Annotated in this window: 11 protein-coding genes; 7 read left to right on the top strand and 4 right to left on the bottom strand. The window is 74.0% G+C overall.

Translation table 11 applies throughout. The annotated features are described in order from the left end of the window. The first annotated feature begins 173 nt into the window (after nucleotides 1–173). Both ACFV6I_RS03150 and ACFV6I_RS03145 read left to right on the top strand, forming a co-directional pair. Entirely contained in the window at nucleotides 174–929 is a 756-nt protein-coding gene (locus tag ACFV6I_RS03150; RefSeq protein ID WP_380423401.1) for an ABC transporter ATP-binding protein, read from the top strand. Nucleotides 930–956: 27 nt separating this feature from the next. Continuing rightward, nucleotides 957–2,114 carry a hypothetical protein gene (locus ACFV6I_RS03145; protein WP_063347663.1) on the top strand — a complete coding sequence of 386 codons (1,158 nt, stop codon included), beginning with the start codon at nucleotides 957–959 and terminating at the stop codon, nucleotides 2,112–2,114. Between the two features lie 62 nt (nucleotides 2,115–2,176). Here ACFV6I_RS03145 and rlmN read toward each other — a convergent pair whose 3' ends face one another. From rlmN to ACFV6I_RS03130, 3 genes are all read right to left on the bottom strand, one after another. Further along, nucleotides 2,177–3,277 carry a 23S rRNA (adenine(2503)-C(2))-methyltransferase RlmN gene (gene rlmN / locus ACFV6I_RS03140; protein ID WP_063347664.1) on the bottom strand — a complete coding sequence of 367 codons (1,101 nt, stop codon included), beginning with the start codon at nucleotides 3,275–3,277 and terminating at the stop codon, nucleotides 2,177–2,179. An 89-nt stretch (nucleotides 3,278–3,366) separates the two neighbouring features. Next, nucleotides 3,367–4,380 carry an aldo/keto reductase gene (locus tag ACFV6I_RS03135; protein ID WP_380423400.1) on the bottom strand — a complete coding sequence of 338 codons (1,014 nt, stop codon included), beginning with the start codon at nucleotides 4,378–4,380 and terminating at the stop codon, nucleotides 3,367–3,369. Between the two features lie 69 nt (nucleotides 4,381–4,449). Then, nucleotides 4,450–4,926: a MerR family transcriptional regulator gene (locus tag ACFV6I_RS03130; RefSeq protein WP_363370032.1), complete on the bottom strand. Its 477-nt coding sequence runs from the start codon at nucleotides 4,924–4,926 to the stop codon at nucleotides 4,450–4,452. 122 nt (nucleotides 4,927–5,048) lie between these two features. On the opposite strand from ACFV6I_RS03130, the gene ACFV6I_RS03125 reads away from it, so the two are divergent. Further along, nucleotides 5,049–5,882, top strand: a complete 834-nt coding sequence (locus tag ACFV6I_RS03125) for a serine hydrolase domain-containing protein (RefSeq protein WP_363370030.1) — start codon at nucleotides 5,049–5,051, stop codon at nucleotides 5,880–5,882. Nucleotides 5,883–5,909: 27 nt separating this feature from the next. Here the strand turns inward: ACFV6I_RS03125 and ACFV6I_RS03120 are convergent, their stop codons facing one another. Then, a complete protein-coding gene (locus ACFV6I_RS03120; RefSeq protein WP_159398417.1) occupies nucleotides 5,910–6,686 on the bottom strand; it encodes a pirin family protein in 777 nt (258 codons plus the stop codon). 228 nt (nucleotides 6,687–6,914) lie between these two features. Here ACFV6I_RS03120 and ACFV6I_RS03115 point away from each other — a divergent pair, with 228 nt between their 5' ends. The 4 genes from ACFV6I_RS03115 (at nucleotide 6,915) to ACFV6I_RS03100 (ending at nucleotide 10,490) form a co-directional block, all read left to right on the top strand. Next, nucleotides 6,915–8,090 carry a CdaR family transcriptional regulator gene (locus tag ACFV6I_RS03115; RefSeq protein ID WP_063347457.1) on the top strand — a complete coding sequence of 392 codons (1,176 nt, stop codon included), beginning with the start codon at nucleotides 6,915–6,917 and terminating at the stop codon, nucleotides 8,088–8,090. A 90-nt stretch (nucleotides 8,091–8,180) separates the two neighbouring features. Then, on the top strand, nucleotides 8,181–9,131 hold the full coding sequence (locus tag ACFV6I_RS03110; protein WP_063347458.1) for an ACP S-malonyltransferase: 951 nt from the start codon (nucleotides 8,181–8,183) through the stop codon (nucleotides 9,129–9,131). Continuing rightward, the gene (locus tag ACFV6I_RS03105; protein WP_380423399.1) at nucleotides 9,128–10,159 is read left to right on the top strand and encodes a beta-ketoacyl-ACP synthase 3; all 1,032 of its coding nucleotides are present in this window, start codon (nucleotides 9,128–9,130) and stop codon (nucleotides 10,157–10,159) included. The genes ACFV6I_RS03110 and ACFV6I_RS03105 overlap by 4 nt, the downstream gene beginning before the upstream one ends. Nucleotides 10,160–10,241: 82 nt before the next feature. Continuing rightward, entirely contained in the window at nucleotides 10,242–10,490 is a 249-nt protein-coding gene (locus tag ACFV6I_RS03100) for an acyl carrier protein (RefSeq protein ID WP_063347460.1), read from the top strand. Nucleotides 10,491–10,618 lie beyond the last annotated feature (128 nt).

Genomic DNA, 10,618 nt, shown 5'->3' with positions numbered 1-10,618 from the left:
ACCCACCCCCCCGGCACGGCCCTTCGGCGATTTTCCGGCGCTGCCGGCCGATCAAACATGCCTGATTGCGGGTGATTTGCCCGCGATGGACCAGAGCGCCGCAACCGCACCAGGCCCCAGTCGTTCTAATCTGACGACTGTCATATCCCTGCGGCCACCCAGGATGGAACCTCATGTCAGCGGCACCGCCTGACAACGACGTGCTGTGGGCCCGGGGGATCGTCAAGTCCCATCACGGCACCCCCGCCCTGCGGGGCATCTCGATCGGCGTCCGCGAGGGCGAAGTGCTCGCCGTCACCGGCCCGCGCGGCTCCGGCAAGAGCACCCTCCTCGGCTGCCTCTCCGCCCTCCTCACCGTCGACGAGGGCGAGGTCTGGTTCAACAGCGCGCCCGTCCACACCCTCGGCCGGGCCGGGCGCGAACGGCTGCGCCGCGACCGCTTCGGCTTCGTCGGCTCCGAACCCCACCTGGTGCCCGAACTGACCGCCCGGGAGAACGTCGCCCTGCCGCTGCTGCTCGCCGGCGCCGGCAACAAGGCCGCCTACACCGCCGCCGACGAATGGCTGGAACGCCTCGACGTCGGCGAGGTCGCCCGGCAGCGCCCCGACCGGCTGCTCCAGAGCCAGCGCCAGCGGATCGCCGTCGCCCGCGCCCTCGCCCCGCTGCCGCCCGTCGTCTTCGCCGACGACCCCACCGCCCCGCTCCACCGCGAGGCCGCCGACCAGGTCCTGCGGATACTGACCAGCGCGGCCCGGTCGCACCAGCTCACCCTCGTCCTGGCCACTCACGACCCCGAGCTCGTCCGGTTCGCGGACCGCGCCGTCGCCCTCGTCGACGGACGGCTCACCGCCCCCGCCGCCCCCGTCCCGCGCGGGCACGCCGTCCCGGGCGCGGCCGGCGCGGCCGCCGTCTCGGCCACCCGCCGCTGACGACGCCGAGCCGCTGAAAGAGTCGACGTGTTCTATCTCCGTCTGGCCCGGGGCTACCGGGTGCCCGACCTCGGCCGCTGGCTGCTCACCGTGCTGGCCGCCGCCGTGGTCTCCGCCTTCCTGCTGCGCTCCCTCGGCCGGGCGATGAGCGACCCGCTCGGCGGCGAGGACGCGCTGGTGCGACTGCTCTGGTGCCTGCCCCCGCTCGCCGCCGTCGCCTGGTTCGCGGCCGTCGCCGCCCGCGCCGTACCCGCCCAGCGGCCCGAACGGATCACCGGCCTGCGCGCCGCCGGAGCCGGCTCCGGCCGGATCCGCACCCTGATCGCCGGTGAGGTCGTGCTCGCCTGCACCCTCGGCAGCGTGCTCACCCTGCTGGTCTTCCTGGTCCTGCGCAACGACATCGCCGGGCCCGCGCTCGCCCCCGACCTCGGCATGGGCGTACCGCTGCCGGCCGTCGCGCCGGTCGCCCTGCTCGCCCTGGTCCCGCTCACCGCCGGGATCGCCGCCGCCTGCGCCGTCCCACCCACCGAGTACCTGCCCGGCGGCCGCACCCGCACCCGCGGCGGCACCGGCTTCGGCGCCCTGCGGGTCGCCCTGCCCGTCGGGCTCGCCGTGATCGGCCTCGCCCTCGAACTCATCGCCCTGCGGCCCGGCGCCGCCGCCGACGGCCGGCCGATCCACCTGCCCGCCGGGCTCGGCAGCACCAGCACCGCCGCACTCGGCGGCTGGGCCGCCAGCGCGGTCGGACTCGCCCTGCTCACCGGCCCGTTGCTGTCCTGGACCGGGCGGCTGCTCGCGCTCGGCCGGCCCACCCCGCTGCGGCTGCTGGCCGGCCGCGGACTCACCGCCCAGGCCCGCCGCCTCGGCCCGCCGCTGGCCGTGCTCACCCTCGCCCTCGCGCTGGTGCTCACCACCATCCGCTACTGGATCGGCACGCCCGACAGCGCCGACGCGCTGCCCGCCGTCGAGGCCTGCCTGGTGCTCGGCTGCGCGGCCGCCGCCGTGGTCACCCGGCTGGCCGAGGTCCGCACCGACCGCCGGGACGTCACCGACGTGCTGCTGCGCCTCGGCACCTCGCCCCGGCTGCTGTTCGGCGCGGTCGCGCTGCGCACCCTGGCGGTGGGCACCACGCTGCTGGTGACCGGCGGGGCGACCGCCGCTCTGGCGGCCGCTGGCCTGCGCTGACCTTGCGGCTTGCGCTGACCTGCGGCTGTCGCTGACCTGCCGGTTTGCGTTGGCCCGCCGGCTCAGCCCGCCGCGGCGAGCTGACCGCAGGCGCCGTCGATCTCCTGGCCCCGGGTGTCGCGGACGGTCGTCGGCACCCCGTGCGACTGGAGCCGACGGACGAACTCGCGCTCGTCCTCGGGCCGGGAGGCGGTCCACTTGGAGCCCGGCGTCGGGTTCAGCGGGATCAGGTTGACGTGCACCCGGTGGTTCTTGATCAGCCGGCCGAGCAGGTCCGCCCGCCATGCCTGGTCGTTGATGTCCTTGATCAGCGCGTACTCGATGGAGATCCGCCGGCCGGACTTCTCCGCGTAGTTCCACGCGGCGTCCAGCACCTCGGCGACCTTCCAGCGGGTGTTCACCGGCACCAGCTCGTCGCGCAGCTCGTCGTCCGGGGCGTGCAGCGACAGCGCCAGGCGGCAGCTGAGGCCCTCGTCGGCCAGCCGGTTCATCGCCGGGACCAGGCCAACGGTCGACACCGTGACACCGCGCTGGGACAGGCCGAAACCGTCCGGCGCCGGGTCGGTCAGCCGGCGGATCGCGGCCAGCACCCGGTTGTAGTTGGCCAGCGGCTCGCCCATGCCCATGAAGACCACGTTCGACAGCCGCGCCTCGCCGCCCGGGATCTCGCCGGCCTTGAGCGCGCGCATCCCGGCGGCGATCTGCTCGACGATCTCGGCGGTGGACAGGTTGCGGGTCAGCCCGGCCTGGCCGGTCGCGCAGAAGGGGCAGTTCATGCCGCAGCCCGCCTGCGAGCTGATGCACATGGTGACCCGGTCCGGGTAGCGCATCAGCACCGACTCGACGAGCGTGCCGTCGAAGAGCTTCCAGAGCGTCTTGCGGGTGGTGTCGTCGTCGCAGGACACGTGCCGCACGACCGACATCAGCTCCGGCAGCAGGCTCCCGGTCAGCTTCTCCCGGCTGGCGGCGGGGATGTCCGTCCAGCCCTCCGGGTCGTTCGACATCCGGCCGAAGTAGTGGTTGGAGAGCTGCTTGGCGCGGAACGGCTGCTCGCCCAGCTCGGCGACGGCCTCCTTGCGCTCGGCGGGGCTCAGGTCGGCGAGGTGTCGCGGGGGCTTGGCGCCGCGCGGCGCGACAAAGGTGAGTTCTCCGGGCTTAGGCATGGTTCATCCAGTGTCGCAGACGCCGGGAGCAGGCCAGGACGTGCGAGCGGCGCGCGCCCGGGCCCGGGGGCGCCGCCCCCCCACCGCCGCTACTCCCGGCCGACCTGGGTGAAGCGCATGTCCGGGTAGCGGTCCCCGGCCACCTCGCCCGCCACCGGCTCCAGCCGGGCCAGTTCCTCGGCGGTGAGCCGCAGCGTGGCGGCCGCGGTGTTCTCGGCGAGCCGGCTGCGCTTGCGGGTGCCGGGGATCGGCACGACGGTCAGCCCGTGCACCTCGGCCCGCTGGTGCACCCAGGCCAGCGCGACCTGCGCGAGGGTCACCCCGCGGGCCGTCGCGATCTCCCGCAGCGGCGCCAGGAGTTCGGCGTTGGCCGCCGCGTTGGCGCCGGTGAAGCGCGGCTGGGTGCGCCGGACGTCGTCCGCCGCGAGCTGCTCGGCGGCCTGGAACACCCCGGTCAGGAAGCCCCGGCCGAGCGGTGAGTACGGCACGAAGGCGACGCCCAGTTCGGCCGCGGCCGGCACCGCCGTGCGCTCGACGTCCCGGGCGAACACCGACCACTCGGACTGCAGCGCGGCGATCGGGTGGATCGCGTACGCCTCGCGCAGTTCGGCGCCCGTCACCTCGGACAGCCCCAGCTGGCGCACCTTGCCGGCCCGGACCAGCTCGGCCATGGTGCCGACCGAGTCGGCCAGCGGCACGGCCGGGTCGCGGCGGTGCATGTAGTAGAGGTCGATCTCGTCCACGCCGAGGCGGCGCAGCGAGGCGTCGACGGCGGCCCGGATGTACGCCGGGTCGTTGCGGATGCCGCGGTGACTCGGGTCGTCCTCCTTGCGCTCCACGGCGAACTTGGTGGCGAGCACCACCCGGTCGCGGTTGGCGCGGACGAAGGGGCCGATCAGCTCCTCGTTGCGGCCGAAGCCGTAGGCGTCGGCGGTGTCGAACAGGGTGACGCCGGCTTCCAGGGCGGCGTCCAGGGTGGCGAGCGCCTCGGGCCGGTCGGTCGGGCCGTAGAAGTCGCTCATGCCCATGCAGCCGAGGCCCTGGACGCCCACGAACGGGCCGTCGGTGCCGAGTCGGGCGGTGGGGAGGACGGGAACGGTCATCGCTCTGCTTCTTCCTCTGCGTGCGGCGCATGCGTGCGGCGTACTCCGCGTGCGGCGTGCTGATGGCGGCTACTCGTGGCGGCGGACGGCCGGTTCGTCGGACGCGGCGATCCGGCCGGAGTACAGGTCGATCTTGTAGTCGAGGACGGCGAGGGTGGCCTGGAGGTCGGCGACCCGTTGGCGGACCTCCTCGCGCTGGTCGACCAGCAGTTGGCGCCGCGCCTCGTAGGTCCGCTCACCCTCGCGGGCCAGCTCCACGTAGCGGAGCATGTCGGCGATCGGCATGCCGGTCAGCCGCAGCCGGCCCAGGAAGGCCAGCCGGTGCAGGTCGGCGTCGCAGTAGCGGCGCTGGCCGCTGGCGGAGCGGTCGACCGGGTCGAGCAGACCGATCCGCTCGTACCAGCGCAGGGTGTGCGCGGTGAGCCCGCTGGCCACGGCGACCTCGCTGATGGTGTGCCGCGGGGTCCGGTCCGGATCGCCGACCGGGCGCTGGTACACGTCGGCGCAGGTCCGCAGGTCGAGCTGGACGGGTGCGAGCGTGGCCATGATCGGTTACCCCCTGTGGTGAGCGGTGACGACGACGCTATCGAGTTGGAGTGCACTCCAAGCAAGCCTCACACCCGGGTGCTCCCGCCACCCGTTTTCGGGCCTTCGTTAGAGTCGGGCGCATGGAGAGCTTGCGGATGATCGAGAACTGGCCGGTGCCCCACGCCGCGGCGGCGGTGGTCCGGGGGGCGGACGGCGCGGTGCTGGGCACGTACGGGCCGCAGCAGCACCTGTTCCCGCTGGCGTCGGTGACCAAGCTGCTCACCTCGTACGCGGTGCTGGTCGCGGTCGAGGAGGGCGTCTTCGAGCTGGACGACCCGGCCGGGCCGGCCGGCTCGACCGTCCGCCACCTGCTCGCGCACACCTCCGGCCTGGGCTTCGACGAGAACCGGGTGTTCGCCGAGCCCGGCAACCGCCGGCTGTACTCCAACGCGGGCTTCGACGCGCTGGCGCGGGCGCTGTCCGACGCCGCCGGGATCGAGTTCTCCCGGTACGCCGCCGAGGCGGTGTTCGAGCCGCTGGGCATGCACGACACCCTGCTGAACACCGCGCACAAGTCCCCGGCCGGCGCCGGCGGCCTGTCCACCGTCGCGGACCTGGTCCGGTTCGCCGCCGAGCTCCAGTCCCCGAAGCTGCTGGACCCGTCCACCGTCCGGCAGGCCACCCGCGAGGTCGCCTTCCCGGGCACCAGCGGCGTGCTGCCCGGCTACGGCCACCGCCGGCCGAACGACTGGGGTCTCGGCTTCGAGATCCGCGACGGCAAGGCCCCGCACTGGACGGGCACCGCCAACTCGCCCGCCACCTTCGGCCACTTCGGCCAGTCCGGCACCTTCCTGTGGGTCGACCCGGAGGCCGGCGTGGCCTGCGTCGCGCTCACCGACCGGGACTTCGGCCCGTGGGCCGCCGAGGTCTGGCCGGCCTGCTCGGACGCGGTCCTGGCCGAACTGAACAGCTGAACGACTGAAAGGCTGAAAGGCCAGGACCTAGCCGTACGAGACCGGCGAGTGCATCTCCCAGAGCAGGAGTTCGGCGCCGGTCTCGCCGGCCGTCGGGTCGGCGAAGGCGTCACCGGTGATCCGCACGCTGTCGCCCGGGGCCATCGAGCGGCCGCCGCCCTTGGGCCCCGGGATCGTCCGGTAGCCGAGCGAGCCGGCGGTCAGGTGCGCGTACCGCCAGGCGGCCTCGGGCAGTGCGGGCAGCGGCTGCCACGGCCCCGCCGTCGCCAGCCAGAGCGCGGCGTCGCCGCGGCGCAGCCGCAGGGCGTCCGTCCCGGCGTCGCGCTCCAGCCCGGAGGCGAGCAGCGTCAACCCGCCGTCGGCCGGTTCCACCTTGCGCAGCCCGTACGCCGGGGGCGCGTCGAACACGTCCGGCTGGAGCCACATCTGGACGAAGCGGACCGGGCCGGCGGCCCCGCCGACGTTGCGCTCGGTGTGGGTGACGCCGGAGCCCGCGCCGAGGTGCTGGACCATCCCCGGGCGGACCACCCCGCCGTGCCCCTGGGAGTCCCGGTGCGCCAGCGCGCCCTCCAGCACCCAGGTGAGGATCTCGGTGTCCCGGTGCTTGTGCTCCTCGTACCCGGCGCCGGGGGCGAGGAGTTCCTCGTTGCACGCGAGCAGCGCGCCGAAGTGCGTGTTCTTCGGGTCGTAGTGGCCGGAGAAGGAGAACGCGTGTCGGGTCTCGACGCCCTCGGCCGGGGTGGAGAGGTAGCGCTCGGCGGTGCGGCGCAGGTCGGCGCGGGGGCGGGCGGCGTCGTCTGTCACGGGCCCCACGGTAGTGGGTGTGACCGGCACCACCGTGCCGCTGCACCGGGGGGTGTGCACGAGCAGTCACTCACGTGAGGCAGTCTTGTCCTTGTGCCAGCCGCTTCCGCGAACTCCAAGAGCGAACCCAGTCCCACGGCCGAGCCGACCGGGAAGAGCCCGGCCCCCAGGGCCGGCCGCGACCGCCCCGGCCGGGCGGCGCCCCGCCTGACCGCGCAGGAGCGCAGAATGGCCGCCGAGCGGGCCGAGCGCCGGGCCGCGACGCTCAAGCGGCTGGAGAAGTCCTCGGGCAAGCTGGCCACCGCCGCGATCTCCCGGATGGACGACCAGCTCGGCTGGTACCGGCGGATGCCGCCGGAGCACCGTTCCTGGATCGGCCTGGTCGCCCAGGCCGGCATCGCCGCCTTCACCGAGTGGTACCGCCACCCGGACGCCGCCCAGGCGATCTCCACGGACGTCTTCGGCACCGCCCCGCGCGAGCTGACCAGGGCGATCACCCTGCGCCAGACCGTCGAGCTGATCCGCACCACGATCGAGGTGATGGAGGAGGCCATCGAGGAGGTGGCCGCCCCCGGCGACGAGGCGGACATGCGCGAGTCGGTGCTGGTCTACGCCCGGGAGATCGCCTTCGCGACCGCCCAGGTGTACGCCCAGGCGGCCGAGGCGCGCGGCGCCTGGGACGCCCGGCTGGAGGCGCTGGTGGTCAACTCGCTGCTGTCCGGCGACGCGGACGAGGGCGTGCTGTCGCGGGCCGCGGCGCTCGGCTGGGGCCAGCCCAGCCAGGTCCGGGTGGTGATGGGCAGCGCCCCGGACGGCGACAGCGAGCTGGTGGTCGAGGCGATCCGCCGGGCCGCCCGGTACGCCAAGCTGCACGTGCTGACCGGGGTGCTGGGCAAGCGCCTGGTGGTCGTGGTCGGCGGCGACAAGGAGCCGGTGCACGCGGCCCGGGCGCTGATCGGCCAGTTCGCGCCGGGCCCGGTGGTGGTCGGCCCGACCGTGCCGGACCTGCTCTCGGCGACCCGCTCGGCGCACGCCGCCGCGGCCGGCCTGCGCGCCTGCGCCGCCTGGCCGGACGCGCCCCGCCCGGTGCTGGCCGACGACCTGCTGCCCGAGCGCGCGCTGGCCGGCGACCAGGCCGCCCGCCGCCAGCTGGTGGAGGAGATCTACACACCGCTGGACGAAGCCGGCTCGGCGCTGCTGGAAACGCTGAGCGTCTACCTGGAGCAGGCCTCTTCGCTGGAGGGCGCCGCCCGGATGCTCTTCGTCCACCCCAATACGGTGCGCTACCGGCTACGACGTGTGACCGACGTCACGGGGTACGCCCCGTCCGACGTGCGTTCGGCGTTCACGCTGCGGATCGCACTCGCCCTCGGCCGACTCACCGCGGCCGGGGAGCCGAGCTGAACCGCCTGTAGGGAACTTACAATCCCGGATGGTTTTCTTCGTTACCGTCGCCTACCCGCCCCTGGGCGCCTGGCGAGAGAGGGTTGAACCGTGCTCGTAATCGTCGCCCCTGGACAGGGTGCCCAGTCCCCCGGTTTCCTCAGCCCCTGGCTGGAGCTGGACGGTGTCGCCGACCGCCTCCGCGGCTGGTCGGAGGTCGCCGGGCTCGACCTGGTGCACGCCGGGACCGAGGCCTCCGCAGAGGAGATCAAGGACACCGCCGTCGCCCAGCCGCTGCTGGTCGCGGCCGGTCTGATGACCGCCCGTGAGCTGTTCCCGGACGAGGACGTCGCCCGCAAGCTGGTCGGCGCCGTGGCCGGCCACAGCGTCGGCGAGATCACCGCCGCCGCCGGCGCCGGGGTGCTGAGCGCGCACGACGCGCTGACCTTCGTCCGCGAGCGCGGCCGGGCGATGGCCGCGGCCGCCGCCGTCACCGAGACCGGCATGATCGCCGTGCTCGGCGGCGACCCGGAGGTCGTCGCGGCGAAGCTGGCCGAGCACGGCCTGACCGCGGCCAACAACAACGGCGGCGGCCAGATCGTGGCCGCCGGCACGCTGGCCCAGCTGGAGACGCTGAAGGCGGACCCGCCGGCCGGTGCCAAGCTGGTCGCCCTGAAGGTGGCCGGCGCCTTCCACACCGAGCACATGGCCCCGGGTGTCGAGCGGCTGGCCGCGCTGGCCCCGACGCTGACCGTGGCCGACCCGCAGGTCCGCTACGTCTCCAACAAGGACGGCGAGGTCGTGGCCTCCGGCGCCGAGGTGCTCACCCGCCTGGTGTCGCAGGTCTCCAACCCGGTCCGCTGGGACCTCTGCATGGAGACCCTCGGGCAGCTGGGTGCGACCGCCGTCATCGAGCTGTCCCCCGCGGGCACTCTCACCGGACTGGTCAAGCGCAACCTCAAGGGTGTGGCGACGCTTGCCCTCAAGACCCCCGCCGACCTGGACAAGGCCCGCGCACTCGTCGCGGAGCACGGCGGTCAGGATCAGGAGACCCAGGCATGACGAAGCCGCAGATCCGCCCGTCCGAGGGCGCGCAGTACGCGCGCATCCTCGGCGTGGGCGGCTACCGCCCGGTCCGGGTGATCCCCAACGCCGAGGTGCTGGAGTGGATCGACTCCTCGGACGAGTGGATCCGCACCCGCAGCGGGATCGCCGAGCGCCGCTGGGCCGGCCCGGAGGAGAGCGTCGCCGAGATGTCGGTGCAGGCCTCCGGCAAGGCCATCGCCCAGGCCGGGATCACCCCGGACCAGATCGGCGGCGTGATCGTCGCGACCGTCTCGCACCTCAAGCAGACCCCGGCGATCGCCACCGAGATCGCCGAGCGGCTCGGCTGCGGCACCGCCCCGGCCTTCGACATCTCGGCCGCCTGCGCGGGCTTCGGCTACGGCCTGGGCCTGGCCGACGGCATGATCCGCGGCGGCAACGCCGAGTACGTGCTGGTGCTCGGCGCCCCGCGGCTGCGCGCCCCGCCCCCCCCTCCGCACCGCTCCCCCGCGATCCCCGGCCGCCCCGCCGCCCCCCCCGCGATCGTCGGCCCGTCCGACACGCCCGGTATCGGCAAGCTGATCTGGGGCTCGGACGGCTCGCAGTCCGACGTCATCTCGCAGACCCAGGCCTGGGACACCGCCTTCGCCAAGCCCGACGCCGTCAACGGCGTGGGCGAGGAGGCCAAGTGGCCGGCCCTGCGGATGGACGGCCAGCCGGTCTTCCGCTGGGCGGTGTGGGAGATGGCCAAGGTGGCCCAGCAGGCGCTGGACGCCGCCGGGGTCACCGCCGACCAGCTCGGCGCGTTCATCCCGCACCAGGCCAACATGCGCATCACCGACGCCATGATCAAGGCGCTCAAGCTGCCCGACTCGGTGCCGGTCGCCCGCGACATCGCCGAGACCGGCAACACCTCGGCGGCCTCCATCCCGCTGGCGATGGAGCGCATGCTGGAGAGCGGCGAGGCCCGCAGCGGCGACCTCGCACTGATCATCGGGTTCGGGGCGGGTCTCGTGTACGCCGCGGCAGTCGTTACGCTCCCCTAGGCGCGTTTCGCCCCACTCATTCCGCAAAGCCTGCGTCCGGCCGCCGGTCGGACGCGTTCAACACCGAAGAGGAGCAGCCAGTATGGCTACCAAGGACGAGGTTCTGGAAGGTCTCGCCGAGATCGTCAACGAGATCGCCGGTATCCCGACCGAGGACGTCGAGCTCGAGAAGTCCTTCACGGACGACCTGGACGTCGACTCGCTGTCCATGGTCGAGGTCGTCGTGGCCGCCGAGGAGCGCTTCGACGTCAAGATCCCGGACGACGAGGTCAAGAACCTGAAGACCGTCGGCGACGCGGTGAACTACATCCTCACCAACGCCGCCGCCTGAGCGATCGACCCGTTCGATCCCTCCAGCACGTCCGGCGTTCTCGACGCCTCGGACGGCTGACTCGTCGGCCCGGCTCCCCCGTGGCTGCCCGAGGCGCCGGGCGGGGGCCGCCAACCCGGGGCCCGCCG

Origin of the sequence: Kitasatospora sp. NPDC059803 (assembly GCF_042732255.1) — a bacterium.
In the GTDB taxonomy this organism is placed as follows: domain Bacteria; phylum Actinomycetota; class Actinomycetes; order Streptomycetales; family Streptomycetaceae; genus Kitasatospora.
Note: the sequence above shows the minus strand (reverse complement) of the source record. Positions and strands in the feature narration are given on the sequence as shown.

What these genes read in the sequence shown, in the direction of transcription:
- ACFV6I_RS03150 (WP_380423401.1), top strand. Translation starts at nt 174, where the DNA reads ATGTCAGCGGCACCGCCTGACAACGACGTGCTGTGGGCCCGGGGGATC.
- rlmN (WP_063347664.1), bottom strand. Translation starts at nt 3,277, where the DNA reads ATGCCTAAGCCCGGAGAACTCACCTTTGTCGCGCCGCGCGGCGCCAAG.
- ACFV6I_RS03135 (WP_380423400.1), bottom strand. Translation starts at nt 4,380, where the DNA reads ATGACCGTTCCCGTCCTCCCCACCGCCCGACTCGGCACCGACGGCCCG.
- ACFV6I_RS03130 (WP_363370032.1), bottom strand. Translation starts at nt 4,926, where the DNA reads ATGGCCACGCTCGCACCCGTCCAGCTCGACCTGCGGACCTGCGCCGAC.
- ACFV6I_RS03125 (WP_363370030.1), top strand. Translation starts at nt 5,049, where the DNA reads ATGGAGAGCTTGCGGATGATCGAGAACTGGCCGGTGCCCCACGCCGCG.
- ACFV6I_RS03115 (WP_063347457.1), top strand. Translation starts at nt 6,915, where the DNA reads ATGGCCGCCGAGCGGGCCGAGCGCCGGGCCGCGACGCTCAAGCGGCTG.
- ACFV6I_RS03105 (WP_380423399.1), top strand. Translation starts at nt 9,128, where the DNA reads ATGACGAAGCCGCAGATCCGCCCGTCCGAGGGCGCGCAGTACGCGCGC.
- ACFV6I_RS03100 (WP_063347460.1), top strand. Translation starts at nt 10,242, where the DNA reads ATGGCTACCAAGGACGAGGTTCTGGAAGGTCTCGCCGAGATCGTCAAC.